The organism is Exiguobacterium sp. 9-2 (assembly GCF_036287235.1).
In the GTDB taxonomy this organism is placed as follows: domain Bacteria; phylum Bacillota; class Bacilli; order Exiguobacteriales; family Exiguobacteriaceae; genus Exiguobacterium_A.
This window is the reverse complement of record NZ_CP142850.1, coordinates 1,761,233-1,775,639: the sequence shown is the minus strand read 5'-3', so window position 1 is coordinate 1,775,639 and position 14,407 is coordinate 1,761,233. Positions and strand designations below refer to the sequence as shown.

The window sequence follows — 14,407 nt, the reverse complement described above, 5'->3', positions numbered from 1 at the left end:
ATTCTTATAAAATGAAGGGGAGGAATGACGGATGAATCCAGAAATCATCTATTTCGTATGCGAGAGTGGAATGGCAAGTAGTGTCATAGCGGCTACGATTTTTAGAAAACGCTTACTTGAATGTGGGATTACGACAGACGTCAAGACATGTCGAATCGTAGATCTTCCTGATCAGGCATCTTTTATCGTCGGAGAAGCACAACTTATCCATCGACACGTCTGGAAAGCGTATTGTTCTGTTCATCCAGTCGATCGGATTCTGGATCCGACTGCATATGACGTCATCCTCGAATCTTGGCGGAAAAGAGTGAGGCTACATGACTGAATTCACACCACGGGAACACGATATCTTATTTTTCCTCTTATCACGTGAGGAACCTGTTCAAATACAAGAAATCGCGGAAACGCTCGAGACATCGGAACGAACGATTCAGCGTGAACGGGATCGTCTTGCCCAGTCTTTAGAAGACCATGAGTTACGTTTGACATATGTCCGCGGTAGAGGTCTGTTGATTGAGGGAACGGATGAAGCCAAACACGTACTACGGGACCAATTATTGTTATCACACAAACAATTACCGACTGCTGAGGATCGCCAAGTCGAGTTAGCGTATCGGCTACTGCAAGAAGACGGGATGGTCAAATTACAGGCGATCGCCCATGCGATGTACGTGGCACCGAGTACGATCAGCCAGGATTTAGAGCGGATTGATGAGTGGTTTATGCAATATGACCTTGAAATCAAGCGCAAAAAAGGCATTGGTGCCGAAGTCATCGGCGAAGAGATCAACAAACGACGCTTATTGATCTCATTGATCTTTACACAATGGGATGTTCTTGCTTTCTATCGGTTGTTGCAAGGAGATGTCGATCAGTTACCCCATCTGTTACAAATGAACCGAACATCATGGCTTGAGATGATCAATCAAGCGTATGCAGTCATTGCACCGTTGACGAAAGAAGGACGTCTCAATGACCGACAAATCATGCGTGCCACACTCAGCTTAGCTTTACAAGCGTTGCGCAAAGATCAGTTTCCGATGCGTTACGAGTTAAAAGCGTACCCAGTCGAAATTCTCAAATGGGTGGAACGCGTCGAAGAGCGATTACCTGACACATTGTCGATTGCCGAACGTCAATGGTTATCAGAAGAGTTGCGCGCGTTTTTTCAATCGGACGCAGGAGATACGGAAGAACTCGTCACACGCCTCCGTGTGAAACGATTGATTGAACACGTCTCTTTATTATATGGAACGAACTTTACGAAAGATTATGCTTTGGAGCGGGGGCTCGTTTCGCATATTCAATCCTATACGCGTCAAAATAGCGTCAATCCGTCCTATGTCATCAAACAAATTGAACGGGAATATCCACGTCTGTTCGATGCGGTCAAACAAGCAGCATTGTCGATCTTCACAGATGCGACATTTGAAGACGTGGATTTAGCATTTTGGGTCATGCATTTCGGGGCTGTTCTCAGCAAACCGACACCTAAACTACCATATCGCGTTTTAGTCGTCTGCTCTGCTGGACTCGGCTCTTCAAAGTTATTGATGAATCGGTTACGGCAAGAATTTGCTGAACTCGAACATATCGATAACTCGTCGCTGTTTGGCATTGAACGGTTACCGATTGAATCGTATGACTTCGTTTTATCGACCGTGCCGTTGCCTGACATCCGCCCACCACATCTTCTTGTCAACCCGTTGCTCCCTCAGGATGAGGTCGAACGGATCCGAAAATTGATTCTTGCCTTACCAAAATCCTTCCAACCAGAACCACGGCAGACGAAAACAGAATGGCTCGATCTCGAGCAATTGCATCGGCTCGTTGCATCGTCGATTCAAGTGTCAAACGGATTTCAAATGGAACGGTTGGAGCGTGTGGACGATGGAATTGAATCGTTATTATTTGAGATCAGCACACGAATGGTCGATCAAGGATTAGCAAAATCAGCTGTTTCACTCTCGGCGCAATTGTTGCGTCGTCATGAGATGTCGGGTCTTGGTATTCCAGGAACACGGCTTGCTTTATTCCACGGACGTGATGCGACAATTCAAAGAGGAGGATTTCTCATTTTTGAATTGCCTGAACCAATCGACTTACTCGGGATGGATCAACAGTTGCAATCCGTCGAACGGCTTCTTGTCCTTGTCGCACCGGAAGAGACCTCGAACGAACTGCTTGAATTACTCAGTTCGATTAGTGCCGCAATCATTGAAAGTCCCGAACAAATGGATCAATTTGAGTTCGGAGAGGAACATGCAATTCGTCTGCTTTTAAATCGAACGTTTCGAACGGTAATTGATCAATTCCTAGGCAATACTTGAAAAACCCCTGTCACTCGATCTTTGAAGTGGCAGGGATTTTTTCTTAGATCAGGCAGGCTTCTTTCCAGTCTGTCCAACTTCTTGGACAAAGACTGAACTAGGAAAGATTGAGTAAGCGCTTGCAATGATCTTACAATAAGGGCATAGCAAAGCAATCATCTTATCAACTCATACACGAAATGGAGGCTAACGCAATGGCGACAGCTCAAAATGGAGCACGGGGTATCCGTGTACAAGTTCAACGGTTCGGTAGCTTTTTAAGCGGTATGGTCATGCCGAACATCGGTGCATTCATCGCTTGGGGGATCATCACGGCACTCTTCATCCCGACTGGATGGGCACCGAATAAGGAACTCGGTGAACTTGTCGGTCCGACAATCACCTATCTCTTACCGTTGCTGATTGGATACACGGGCGGGAAATTAATGCATGACGTCAGGGGAGGCGTTGTCGGGACGCTTGCGACGATGGGGGTTATCGTCGGAACAGAGATTCCGATGTTCCTCGGTGCCATGATCATGGGACCACTTGGTGGATACGTCATCAAAAAGTTCGATCAGTTAATTGAAGGAAAAGTCAAACCAGGTCTCGAGATGCTCGTCAATAACTTCTCAGTCGGAATCATCGGTGGTTTTTTGATGCTCGGTGGATTCAAAGTATTCGGACCACTCATGACAGGTCTTGACGACATCATGGCCGCAGCAGTTGGTGCGATCGTCAGCGCACATTTGCTACCATTAGCGAGTTTGTTCATCGAACCGGCAAAAATCTTGTTCTTAAATAATGCGATCAACCACGGTATTTTAAGCCCGCTTGGTCTCGACCAAGTAAACGAGGCGGGTAAATCAGTTCTGTTCTTACTCGAAGCCAACCCAGGTCCAGGTCTTGGATTGTTACTTGCTTACTCGTTCTTCGGTTCTGGTGCAGCGAAGAAGACAGCACCCGGTGCAGCATTTATCCAATTCATCGGTGGAATTCACGAAATTTATTTCCCATACGTCTTGATGAAGCCAGTCTTGTTGCTTGCGATGATTGCAGGTGGCATGAGTGGTATCCTCACTTTCGTCCTGTTTGATGTCGGATTAGTCGCACCCGCTTCACCAGGTAGTATCATCGCGGTCCTCGCAATGGCATCACGCGGTTCTTACGTCGGATTGATTGCAGGTGTACTTGTTTCAGCATCTGTGACATTTGTTGTCTCGACTGTCCTGCTAAAAACTAGCAAGGCAAAAGAAACGTCGCTTGAAGAGGCGAGCGCGAACGTCAGTGCGATGAAAGGAAAACAATCGATTGCCTCGACACTCGTTTCAGCTGATGCCAAACCACTTGCGGAAGTCGAACATATCATCTTCGCTTGTGACGCTGGTATGGGATCGAGTGCGATGGGAGCATCCGTCCTTCGCAATAAGATCAATAAAGCGGGCTTACCGATCAAGGTAACGAATACGTCGATCAGTCAATTGCCGCAAAACGCCGAACTGATCATCACGCACCGTGATTTGACGGAGCGGGCGAAGGAACAGGTACCAACGGCAGAACACCGATCAGTCGATAATTTCTTAAATGCCGGATATTATGATCAACTTGTTCATGAGATCGAAACAGCAAGAAATAAGATTTCTTAAAAATAAAGATAGAGATATTCAAGGAGGAATAAACATGACAACGACAATGAACCTTTCACCGGAACTTGTATTACTTGATCAACAATTCGCAGACGAGACGGCAGCCATTACGGCTGCCGGTCAACTCCTCGTCGATCACGGATATGTCGAAGCGGGGTATATCGATTCAATGCAAGAGCGTCACGCTTTATCAACGGTCTATATCGGTAATCATGTCGCAATTCCCCACGGAACAGAGTCGGCTAAATCACAAGTCAAGAAAACAGGACTATCGATTCTACAAGTACCGCAAGGCGTAACGTTCGGAACGGAACAAGCACGACTCGTCATCGGTATCGCTGGCGTCGGGGACGAACATCTCGAGTTGCTCTCAAATATCGCGGTCATTTGCTCCGATGAGGAGAACGTCGAGCGTATCGTGGCAGCGACATCAAAAGAAGAAATCATCGCCTTATTGACAGCGGAGGTGTAACCATGAAAGCCATCCATTTTGGTGCCGGTAACATCGGACGTGGTTTCATCGGCTTACAACTTGTCAAGACGGGTTACGAAGTCTGTTTCGTAGATGTCAATACGACGGTCGTCGATGCATTAAAAGCACGACATACCTATGAGGTGGGTTATGCCTCTGAAAGAGGAGGGCGTGAACGGGTCGACGGCGTTACGGCGCTCAACAGTTTAACTGAACCTGATCAGGTCATTGCAGCGATTCGTGAAGCAGATGTAATCACGACAGCTGTCGGACCGAGCTTGTTGTCGAAAGTAGCTCCTTTGATCGCGGAAGGGTTACGTCAACGGGATCAACAGACACCTGTCTACGTCATTGCGTGTGAAAACATGATTGGTGGGTCAAAACACTTACAAACAGAGGTGGCGAAACATCAACCGGTAGCGGAGAATTGGTATTTCCCAAATGCAGCAGTTGATCGGATCGTTCCACTTCAGCATCACGAAGATCCGTTGTACGTCGAAGTGGAAGAATTCTTCGAATGGGTGATCGAAACGACTGGACTACCGGAAGCCTATCCACGGATCGACGGCGTCACCTATGTCGAGAATATCGAACCGTTCATCGAGCGGAAGCTGTTCACTGTCAACACGGGACATGCAATTGCTTCATACCTCGGAGCACTATTTCATAAAGAGACGATCGCTGAAAGTCTAACGGATCCACGCATCCGTCGGGGTGTCCAGACGGCACTTTACGAAACAGGGTGGTTGTTACTTGAAAAGTACGGCTTTAATCCGGTCGATCATAGTGCGTACATCCAAAAGAATATGAAACGCTTTGAAAACCCGCGAATTCATGATGAAATCATTCGTGTCGCCCGTTCACCGATTCGTAAATTGAGTCCAAGTGACCGACTTGTCAAACCAGCGAAGGAATTGATGGAGCGTGGGATCGAAGCAGATGGATTAGCACGTGGGATCGCAGCAGCCCTAACCTATTTCGATCCAAATGATTCAGAATCTTCAGAATTAAATGCTTATATTACGAAACATGGAATCGAAGATGCGCTGAACGCATATCTACAACTGTCAGCAACGGATCCACTTGGATCTCGGATCGTTGAACATTATGAAGCGATGCAACAACAAGTCAATTCGATTGCTTAAGAATGAATAACTCTGTAAGCCGAACACCTTTCATATCTGTGGAGGGTGTTTTTAGTTTGCGATTTAAATATGTCTTGGTATCAACGAAAAAAGCAGTTTCTAAAAATCTTACTATCACAATTTGATTACAATTTGTATATTAAATTTGGAATATTCGAAAACGAATATTTAGCGATTAAAATACATTGTACGCTATATGAACGGAACATCTCTATTCCGATTTTTCAGGTAAGAGAAGGTGATCATATGTTAAATTATAAAGTGAATGTATATAGATTAAACGGAGCACGACCAAAAGCAACAAAAGGAACCGGACCGAAGCATTTGATTTATTCGAGTCAGTTTTCTTCACGTACACCAGTCCATTTATTGCATCAACTTATCTTGAATCGATTGTTGGTTGAGCAAGAAAAAAACCTAGATTTAACGTATACGATCGAAGTAAATGCGGTACTTGATCAATTCGTGATCGACGTCCGTGTCTTTTCAACAGATACGGTCAGCATCCAAGTCGAGCGTGACTTGATTGAAATCATTGAACGTGAAGAAGTTCGTCATATCCCAGCGCTTGAAATCGGAAAACCGGATTTCGCGGAATTCGCTCACATCGTCTTAAAGGTTAAGGAAGGTGGACCACGCCTTTCACAAGAGGATACGCAACGAATTTTCAATGAGTCTGGTGTTCGAGGACGAATTATCCTGCATAAGGAGCGAATCGATAGTCATGAACCCTCCCATTCGATTCAGTTGTTGATTGGTGGAGCCGAGAAGTGTTTGTACAGTCTCTCGCAATATCAGCTTGATCCACTCTTCCGTAAACATGGTTTGACGATTCAATCCTTGAATCTGTTACCGTTTGATTTATTCATGATTCGCGACAAAATCGCGATGCTGTCTTCAGCAGATGCTTCGCAACTGTGGATTGATGACATCACGACATCCAAGAATGGACGATCACATCAGATTTGTTTTAACGATGGGAATGAATGCATGACGGTTATCTGTGATCTTCATGGATCAATTCGGTCTTATAAGTGTTCGTGATGGTTTAATTCTTCTTCGAATAGGCTACATTCTTAACAGAGGTTCTAACGAAGGGGAGTCGAACAATCATGTTATCTAAACAACAGACGGAAGAATTTAAGCAACGGTTATTGAAGGAAAAAGAAAAGACGACATCAAACATCGAACAACGCGATACCGATTACGATGAAGGTGAATTGTCGAGTTACGATAATCATCCTGCCGATTCTGGCGATGAATTGTTCTTGCGGGAACGTGATCAAGCAATCACGGATATGCAAGAGGATATGCTATCAGATGTGGATCGCGCATTAAAAGCGATCGAGGACGGAACGTATGGCATTTGCGAAGTCTGTGGAAAAGAGATTGAAATCGAACGCCTTGATATCATTCCAGAAACCCTATTATGCATTGAGCATGCAAAAGAAGAAGCAGAACAAAACGAGAACGATCCGAATTCGCGACCAAGCGAAGAAGATGTACTAGATCCATCTGTCACAGCTCGCGGGAAAGACATCGACGGTGATACGGACGGATTCTCGAAAGTGAGTGACTTTGGTAGTTCTGATACACCGTCTGATCAAGAAGATGGAATCGATCCGACACGGTCTTGACCAGCAAAACATCTCCCGAAAATGGAGATGTTTTTTTTCGAAAAAATATCACAGGTATTTACCAGAATTTTTTGACTTTTCATATAATTTTGGTACGATGGTATCGAGAGGACTGTTTTTAGCCTATATTAAAATGTAAGCGCATACAAGCATCCGTCTCACTGCTTGACCATTTTAGTTGAGGGAGGAAATAACGCATGATTTATGACATTCCGAACAAGCAAGGGTCAAAAGTACAGTACAAGGAACGGTATGAAAACTACATTAATGGAAAATGGACGGCACCAGTCGGGGGAGAATATTTTGATAATGTGACACCTGTTACTGGTAAGGTGTTGTGCCAAGTCGCTCGTTCTACAAAGGAAGATATCGAACTCGCTCTTGACGCAGCACATGCGGCAAAAGAAGCATGGGGAAAAACATCTGTAACCGAACGTTCGAATATTTTAAATAAGATCGCCAATCGAATGGAAGAAAATCTCGAGATGCTCGCTTATGCGGAAACACTTGAGAACGGAAAAGCCGTTCGTGAGACACTTAACGCCGATTTACCGCTCGCGATCGACCACTTCCGTTATTTCGCTGGGGTCATTCGTGCACAAGAAGGTTCGGTCGGCGAACTCGATCAAGATACGGTTGCGTATCACTTCCATGAGCCACTTGGCGTCGTCGGTCAAATCATTCCGTGGAACTTCCCGCTCCTGATGGCTGTCTGGAAATTAGCACCAGCTCTCGCAGCAGGAAACTGTGTTGTCTTAAAACCAGCAGAACAAACACCAGCGAGCATCATGGTACTCGTTGAGATCATCGAAGATTTACTTCCACCAGGTGTGCTCAACATCGTCAATGGATTCGGTCTTGAGGCAGGGAAACCGCTCGCCTCAAGCAAACGAATCGCCAAAATCGCCTTTACGGGTGAGACGACGACAGGACGTTTGATCATGCAGTATGCTTCGCAGAACTTGATCCCGGTCACACTCGAACTCGGTGGGAAATCACCGAACATTTTCTTTGAAGATATCATGCAGGCAGACGATGCATTCTTTGATAAAGCAATCGAAGGATTATTGATGTTTGCGTTGAACCAAGGGGAAGTCTGTACGTGTCCGTCGCGTGCCTTGATTCAAGAATCGATTTACGAACCGTTCATGGAACGTGTTTTAGAGCGCGTCAAAGCCATCAAAATCGGAAATCCTCTTGATGCCGACGTCATGATGGGTGCTCAAGCTTCGAACGAACAGATGGAGAAAATCCTTTCGTATCTTGAAATCGGTAAGTCGGAAGGCGCAGAGTGTCTAATCGGTGGAGAGCGCAACATGCTCGAAGGAGATCTCGCAGATGGATATTACATTCAACCAACGATCTTTAAAGGACACAATAAGATGCGCATCTTCCAGGAAGAAATTTTCGGACCGGTTCTATCGGTCACGACATTCAAGACGGAAGAAGAAGCACTCGAAATTGCGAATGATACGTTATATGGTCTTGGTGCCGGCGTCTGGACACGTGACATGAACCGTGCTTATCGGTTTGGTCGTGCGATCGAAGCAGGGCGCGTCTGGACGAACTGTTATCACCAATATCCAGCTCACGCGGCGTTTGGTGGTTACAAAATGTCAGGGATCGGACGCGAGAACCATAAGATGATGCTCAACCATTACCAACGGACGAAAAACCTACTCGTTAGCTATAACCCGAATAAACTCGGTTTCTTCTAAGTCGGAAAGGACGTGGATGCAAATGGTGGAACGTGTTCAGGCGACAGCAGCTTGTCTTGAGTTGATCGACCAGTTGAGAGAAAAACACGGTCCGTTGATGTTTCATCAATCTGGTGGTTGTTGCGATGGCAGTTCCCCGATGTGTTTTGCGCAGGGCGATTTATTCCTGGGAGATCAGGATAAAAAACTAGGAGAGATCGGTGGTTGCCCGTTTTATATTCATGAAGATCAATATGAGTACTGGAAACATACCCAACTCATCATTGATGTCGTGGATGGTCGAGGCGGAATGTTCTCTCTTGAGGGTGTCGAAGGGAAACGTTTTTTGACACGCTCCCGTGCGTTCACGCAAGAGGAATACGCTGAACTATCAGCATCAAGTTAATGAAGGATATAAACGCGATTTTGTCTAGGCGACTTGTTCATTCAGGTCGCTTGTACAGAATCGTGTTTTTGTTCGTATTACAGCGTTCTAACAGGATAAAAGTTGGTAATGCGGCATAAGAACGGTATAATGAACTCATATTTTGACGAGAAGATTTTTTCACACTATGACATTATAGGGGGTCACCATGAAATATCCATTTTTAGGTTGGACAGGTCACACGATCGGAGTGACGGCGCCCTCCTCCGGATTACGTGAACAGCAACAGGAATGGGTCGAACGAGCAGTTGAACAGGTACAAGCACGGCAAATGAACGTCCGTTTAGGTGAAACGATTTGGTCGCATCAACTTGCTGAGAGTGCACCGGTCAAACAACGCGCCGAAGAATTCAATCACATGATGACGGATGAGACGATTGATGCTGTTATCCCGCCATTTGGTGGGGAACGCGCCATTGATCTTTTACCCGAGTTGACGTTAGCTACTTACCAAACAAAATGGTTGCTTGGCTATTCCGATATCAGTACGTTATTGCTCAGTTTGACGCTTCAGACGGGAATTGCGACAGCACATGGTCCGAACTTCGTTGAGCTTCGGAGTAAAGAATGGGACGAGACGACAAGTGCCTGGCGACGGGTTCTCGCGACGCCATCTGGAGAAACCGTCACACAGTGGGCTTCCGATCGTTATCAAACCGCGTGGACAGACGAAGAACGTCCAGCAGGTTCGTTATTTCAGCTGACGGAAGCGACAGAATGGAAAGCACTTGATGAGCGAACAGAAGTGACCGGACGGTTACTTGGGGGTTGTCTGGAGACGATTCGCCATCTGATTGGGACACCGTACGGAGATGTGAAGCGCTTCCAACATGAAGAGATCAACGGAGAACCGATTCTCTGGTACTTCGAGGTGTCTGAAGCGAGTTCTGCCGAGGTGCATCGGACGCTTCGACAAATGGCGTATGCTGGGTGGTTCGACCATGCGGCTGGCTTTTTATTTGGCCGTACGTCTGCAAGGATTACAGAAGATCTGACATGGCTAGACGTGTATCACTATCTAGCCGATGAAACGGGCTTACCAGTCTTATATGATCTTGACATCGGTCATCAGCCACCACAGTTAACGTTAATCAATGGAGCGACGGGTACGGTTCGTATTCAAGGAAAAGATTCACGAATCGATCTTACGTTCAACTAAAAAGGAGAGCACGCAATGGCACGTCGTAAGTTTCAAGCATTAGGCGTTTACAAACGCGTCCATATTAACCCGGAAACACGTCGAATGACGTTACCGGAACCGTTTTACGATGCACTTCGTCTAGAAGATGAATTGCTGATTGCACAAGTCGGAGATGTTCTCGTCATGCGTCGTCCGGGGGAAGTCGTCGAGACAGAAACGGATTTATTGAGTGAACTCGTAGAAGATGGATTCACGGGTACAGAGCTTGTCCAAGAGTTTGCCTACCGGCGTCAGCAACAGGAACAACGATTACGTCAACAAGTCTTGCAGGATGAAGAGAATGACCATGCTGCTCAACTGAAGATCGAGCTATAACGGAAAGAAGGAGTGGGGCAGATGCGTCGCAGAACAAAAATTGGAATCGGAGTCATCGGATCCGGATTAGTAGCAGCGAGTTATTATTTTTATGAGATGGCAATCGCCACGAATCCGAAGCCGTTCTTATCGAATAATCGGGATTTGAGTGATGAGATGGTCCGGTTGATGCAACCTGGACAGACATGGATCAAGGAGCAGCCGCTCGAGCGGATCGAGATTGAAGCAAAAGATGGTTTAACGTTACGCGGACATTTCCTCCCGTCTCCTGTTCCGTCAGACCGGATTGTCATTCTCGTGCATGGATACGGAGGCGTCGGAACGGATTTAGCCGGATTCGCCTATCTGTACCATCAGGCCGGTTTCCATGTCATGATGCCCGATAATCGAGGACACGGAATGAGTGACGGTCATTATATCGGATTCGGATGGCATGATCGTGAAGATTGTCTCAGTTGGTCGAAATATCTGATTGAACGGATTGGACAGGATGCGAAACTGTTCTTACATGGTGTGTCGATGGGAGGGGCGACCGTATTGATGACGAGTGGCGAACAACTTCCACCACAAATCAAAGGAATCATTTCTGATTGTGCCTATACGTCCGTCAATGCTGTTCTTGCGTATCAGATGAAGCGGATGTATCGACTACCACACTTCCCGTTTTTAGGGATGACCAGCGTATTGACGAAGCTAAAGGCAGGTTATACGTTCCGTGAAGCATCAGCGCTGAAACAGGTCAAAAAGGCACAGGTTCCGATTCTCTTCATCCATGGTGGTGCGGATACGTTCGTACCGACAGATATGGTGTATGAGCTGTACGAAGCCTGTCCAACGGAAAAGGAACTGGTCGTCATTCCGAATGCCGCACACGCTATGGCATATTTCGAGGATCCGGCATTGTATGATGACGTCGTTGAGAAGTTCGTCCGGAACATCTTGCGAAATGATTGACAACTCAGTTCGTTACCCGCTATATTAATATCATAAATCAACGTCGTCGTGGCGGAACTGGTAGACGCGCTAGACTCAGAATCTAGTGGTGGCAACACCGTGGAGGTTCAAGTCCTCTCGGCGGCATAAATGATTGAAGGAGGCAATCCCATCAAGGGGTTGCCTCCTTTTTTGATAATGAATAGAAAACGGTTGCATCGAATAAAAATTCAGAAATGTTTATCTTTTTAGAACTTTTCTGGTAAAATACGTTTTAAAGAGGGTACTCTTCAGGGAAAGTACTAGGTGGAGTCGACAATCTTTAACACATAGGAGAGGGGAAACAAACATGAAAAAAGGAAGTATTTTGCTAGCGCTCTTGATGAGCTGTATTCTCGTACTTGGTGCATGTAGTATCGGTTCGAAGGATGAAGGGTCTTCAGAAGGAAAGACGTATAAAGTTGGTATCGACGTTACGTATCCACCATTTGAGTACAAAGACGGGGACACGTACAAAGGAATCGACATCGATCTTATGAAAGCAATCGCTAAGGATCAAAACTTCAAGATTAAATTTGAAGCAATGGATTTCAGCGGTATCATTCCAGCACTTCAAGCAAACCAATTGGACGTTGCCATTGCCGGTATGAGTATTACACCAGAACGGAAAAAAGTCGTCACATTCTCAGACCCATATTTCAAAGCTGGTCTTATTTTAGTCGTCAAAAAAGATGAGAATGGTATTAAATCCGTTAACGATCTTAAAGGGAAAAAAGTAGCCGTCAAAAAGGGAACGACGGGTGCAAAATATGCAACGGACAACGCGGATAAACTTGGCTTCACTGTTACACAGTTCAATGACAGTCCAGCGATGTTCCAAGAAGTAAAGAACGGTAACGCAGCTGCCTTGATTGAAGATTATCCGGTCATCTCATATGCAAACAAACAACAAAACCTTGGATTGAAACTTGTCGGTGATCGTCTCAACGGTGATAACTACGGGATCGCTGTCTTAAAAGGTGAGAATAAGGATCTGCTGAAGAAAATCAACAAAGGACTTGCGAATCTGAAAGAAAACGGTGAATACGATAAAATCGTTGACACGTATCTGAAATAAGTCGCAAGGCGATAAGGGAGTGGGATAGCCAATGGAAGTGGTCAAAACCGCATTTCCATTTTTCTTGGAAGGGCTTCAAGTCACATTGTATATTTTCATCATTGCGGTCATCGTCGGCTTTCTGATTGGCTTAGTCGTCGCATTGATGCGGTTGTCACCGTTAAAGATTTTGAACGCAATCGCGATCATCTATATCGATGTCATTCGTGGTACACCGTTCATCGTTCAGCTTTTCTTCATCTACTTTGGACTCAACTCGCTTGAGTGGTTATCGATGGACCGGATGTATGCAGGGATACTGACGGTCGCGATCAATGCTGGTGCTTATTTCGCGGAAATTATTCGAGCAGGTATCCAGTCGATTGATAAGGGACAAACAGAAGCCGCACGTTCACTCGGGATGACAGGACGTCAAACGATGGTTCAAATCATTTTACCGCAAGCATTCCGACGGATGTTACCAACGATTACGAATCAATCGATCATCAGTTTAAAAGATACATCGTTGTTATCGATCATCGGCATCGCTGATTTGACGCAACAAGGTCAAGTTCAGCAATCGACGACGTTTGAGCCATTCATCGTTTGGTCTGTCGTCGGATTGATGTACTTCGTCATCATTTATCTCTTGTCATTAGTGGCGAAGTTCTTGGAACGGAGGTTTACATTACGATGAGTATCATTGAAGTGAAGAATCTAAAGAAATCATTCGGCTCGAACGAAGTCTTAAAAGACATTAACGTCTCGATAGCCGAAAAAGAAGTTGTGTGTGTCATTGGTCCGTCGGGATCTGGGAAAAGTACGTTTTTACGCTGTTTGAATCGACTGGAAGAGATTACGGGTGGAACGGTCATCATCGATGATTTCGACATCACAAATCCGAAGGTCGATATCAACAAAGTTCGGGAAGAGGTTGGAATGGTCTTTCAGCATTTTAATCTCTTCCCGCATAAGACCGTGCTTGAGAACGTCACGCTCGCACCGATTAAAGTACGTAAATCGGATAAGGACCAGGCGAAAAAGCGAGCTTTGGAATTACTCGATAAAGTTGGGTTACGGGAAAAAGCGAATAATTATCCAGGCGAATTATCCGGGGGTCAAAAGCAACGGGTCGCAATTGCCCGAGCGCTCGCGATGAATCCGAAAATCATGTTGTTTGACGAGCCAACGTCAGCGCTTGACCCGGAAATGGTCGGGGACGTGCTTGCCGTCATGAAACAACTTGCTCTCGAAGGGATGACGATGGTCGTCGTGACCCATGAGATGGGATTTGCTCGTGAAGTCGGAGACCGCGTGTTGTTTATGGATGGTGGGTATGTCGTCGAAGAGAATGTGCCACAAGCGCTCTTTGATTCTCCACAGCATGAACGGACGCAATCGTTCCTCAGTAAAGTTTTATGATTAAACCGGCGTATCTAAATGCAGATACGCCGGTTTTTTGCTTATTCATAAATTACTGGCTAAGCGCTCATAAGAAAAACTTATACATT

The 14,407-nt window shown here is 45.7% G+C and carries 15 protein-coding genes and 1 tRNA gene; all 16 read left to right on the top strand.

The window, feature by feature from the left end:
• Window positions 1-31: 31 nt before the first annotated feature.
• The 16 genes from VJ374_RS09485 to VJ374_RS09410 all read left to right on the top strand — a co-directional run bounded on the left by VJ374_RS09485 (window position 32) and on the right by VJ374_RS09410 (window position 14,318).
• Entirely contained in the window at window positions 32-325 is a 294-nt protein-coding gene (locus VJ374_RS09485; RefSeq protein WP_290751047.1) for a PTS sugar transporter subunit IIB, read from the top strand.
• A complete protein-coding gene (locus VJ374_RS09480) occupies window positions 318-2,330 on the top strand; it encodes a BglG family transcription antiterminator (RefSeq protein ID WP_035407379.1) in 2,013 nt (670 codons plus the stop codon). Before VJ374_RS09485 ends, VJ374_RS09480 begins: the two co-directional genes overlap by 8 nt.
• Window positions 2,331-2,524: 194 nt before the next feature.
• Complete coding sequence (locus tag VJ374_RS09475) at window positions 2,525-3,955, top strand: PTS mannitol transporter subunit IIBC (RefSeq protein WP_329468693.1); 1,431 nt, start codon at window positions 2,525-2,527, stop codon at window positions 3,953-3,955.
• 34 nt (window positions 3,956-3,989) lie between these two features.
• Window positions 3,990-4,427: a PTS mannitol transporter subunit IIA gene (locus tag VJ374_RS09470; RefSeq protein ID WP_231884652.1), complete on the top strand. Its 438-nt coding sequence runs from the start codon at window positions 3,990-3,992 to the stop codon at window positions 4,425-4,427.
• A 2-nt stretch (window positions 4,428-4,429) separates the two neighbouring features.
• Entirely contained in the window at window positions 4,430-5,572 is a 1,143-nt protein-coding gene (locus tag VJ374_RS09465) for a mannitol-1-phosphate 5-dehydrogenase (RefSeq protein ID WP_329468689.1), read from the top strand.
• Between the two features lie 261 nt (window positions 5,573-5,833).
• A complete protein-coding gene (locus VJ374_RS09460; RefSeq protein WP_308101700.1) occupies window positions 5,834-6,616 on the top strand; it encodes a hypothetical protein in 783 nt (260 codons plus the stop codon).
• A gap of 68 nt (window positions 6,617-6,684) precedes the next feature.
• The gene (locus tag VJ374_RS09455; protein WP_035407390.1) at window positions 6,685-7,209 is read left to right on the top strand and encodes a TraR/DksA C4-type zinc finger protein; all 525 of its coding nucleotides are present in this window, start codon (window positions 6,685-6,687) and stop codon (window positions 7,207-7,209) included.
• A 197-nt stretch (window positions 7,210-7,406) separates the two neighbouring features.
• Window positions 7,407-8,927, top strand: coding sequence for an aldehyde dehydrogenase (adh, locus tag VJ374_RS09450; protein WP_329468685.1), 1,521 nt, complete (start codon window positions 7,407-7,409; stop codon window positions 8,925-8,927).
• 22 nt (window positions 8,928-8,949) lie between these two features.
• Window positions 8,950-9,312: a DUF779 domain-containing protein gene (locus tag VJ374_RS09445; RefSeq protein WP_023468555.1), complete on the top strand. Its 363-nt coding sequence runs from the start codon at window positions 8,950-8,952 to the stop codon at window positions 9,310-9,312.
• A gap of 187 nt (window positions 9,313-9,499) precedes the next feature.
• On the top strand, window positions 9,500-10,510 hold the full coding sequence (locus VJ374_RS09440) for a S66 family peptidase (protein ID WP_290774884.1): 1,011 nt from the start codon (window positions 9,500-9,502) through the stop codon (window positions 10,508-10,510).
• A 15-nt stretch (window positions 10,511-10,525) separates the two neighbouring features.
• A complete protein-coding gene (locus tag VJ374_RS09435; RefSeq protein ID WP_329468677.1) occupies window positions 10,526-10,867 on the top strand; it encodes a hypothetical protein in 342 nt (113 codons plus the stop codon).
• A 21-nt stretch (window positions 10,868-10,888) separates the two neighbouring features.
• Window positions 10,889-11,821, top strand: coding sequence for an alpha/beta hydrolase (locus VJ374_RS09430; RefSeq protein WP_329468675.1), 933 nt, complete (start codon window positions 10,889-10,891; stop codon window positions 11,819-11,821).
• 42 nt (window positions 11,822-11,863) lie between these two features.
• A tRNA-Leu gene (locus VJ374_RS09425) sits at window positions 11,864-11,947 on the top strand.
• A gap of 202 nt (window positions 11,948-12,149) precedes the next feature.
• Window positions 12,150-12,917: a transporter substrate-binding domain-containing protein gene (locus tag VJ374_RS09420; RefSeq protein ID WP_035407400.1), complete on the top strand. Its 768-nt coding sequence runs from the start codon at window positions 12,150-12,152 to the stop codon at window positions 12,915-12,917.
• A 31-nt stretch (window positions 12,918-12,948) separates the two neighbouring features.
• Complete coding sequence (locus VJ374_RS09415; RefSeq protein ID WP_035407403.1) at window positions 12,949-13,593, top strand: amino acid ABC transporter permease; 645 nt, start codon at window positions 12,949-12,951, stop codon at window positions 13,591-13,593.
• Window positions 13,590-14,318 carry an amino acid ABC transporter ATP-binding protein gene (locus tag VJ374_RS09410; RefSeq protein WP_035407405.1) on the top strand — a complete coding sequence of 243 codons (729 nt, stop codon included), beginning with the start codon at window positions 13,590-13,592 and terminating at the stop codon, window positions 14,316-14,318. The genes VJ374_RS09415 and VJ374_RS09410 overlap by 4 nt, the downstream gene beginning before the upstream one ends.
• Window positions 14,319-14,407: the final 89 nt, after the last annotated feature.

What these genes read in the sequence shown, in the direction of transcription:
- VJ374_RS09440 (WP_290774884.1), top strand. Translation starts at nt 9,500, where the DNA reads ATGAAATATCCATTTTTAGGTTGGACAGGTCACACGATCGGAGTGACG.
- VJ374_RS09435 (WP_329468677.1), top strand. Translation starts at nt 10,526, where the DNA reads ATGGCACGTCGTAAGTTTCAAGCATTAGGCGTTTACAAACGCGTCCAT.
- VJ374_RS09455 (WP_035407390.1), top strand. Translation starts at nt 6,685, where the DNA reads ATGTTATCTAAACAACAGACGGAAGAATTTAAGCAACGGTTATTGAAG.
- VJ374_RS09410 (WP_035407405.1), top strand. Translation starts at nt 13,590, where the DNA reads ATGAGTATCATTGAAGTGAAGAATCTAAAGAAATCATTCGGCTCGAAC.
- VJ374_RS09465 (WP_329468689.1), top strand. Translation starts at nt 4,430, where the DNA reads ATGAAAGCCATCCATTTTGGTGCCGGTAACATCGGACGTGGTTTCATC.
- VJ374_RS09485 (WP_290751047.1), top strand. Translation starts at nt 32, where the DNA reads ATGAATCCAGAAATCATCTATTTCGTATGCGAGAGTGGAATGGCAAGT.
- VJ374_RS09480 (WP_035407379.1), top strand. Translation starts at nt 318, where the DNA reads ATGACTGAATTCACACCACGGGAACACGATATCTTATTTTTCCTCTTA.
- VJ374_RS09430 (WP_329468675.1), top strand. Translation starts at nt 10,889, where the DNA reads ATGCGTCGCAGAACAAAAATTGGAATCGGAGTCATCGGATCCGGATTA.
- adh (WP_329468685.1), top strand. Translation starts at nt 7,407, where the DNA reads ATGATTTATGACATTCCGAACAAGCAAGGGTCAAAAGTACAGTACAAG.
- VJ374_RS09445 (WP_023468555.1), top strand. Translation starts at nt 8,950, where the DNA reads ATGGTGGAACGTGTTCAGGCGACAGCAGCTTGTCTTGAGTTGATCGAC.
- VJ374_RS09415 (WP_035407403.1), top strand. Translation starts at nt 12,949, where the DNA reads ATGGAAGTGGTCAAAACCGCATTTCCATTTTTCTTGGAAGGGCTTCAA.
- VJ374_RS09475 (WP_329468693.1), top strand. Translation starts at nt 2,525, where the DNA reads ATGGCGACAGCTCAAAATGGAGCACGGGGTATCCGTGTACAAGTTCAA.
- VJ374_RS09470 (WP_231884652.1), top strand. Translation starts at nt 3,990, where the DNA reads ATGACAACGACAATGAACCTTTCACCGGAACTTGTATTACTTGATCAA.
- VJ374_RS09420 (WP_035407400.1), top strand. Translation starts at nt 12,150, where the DNA reads ATGAAAAAAGGAAGTATTTTGCTAGCGCTCTTGATGAGCTGTATTCTC.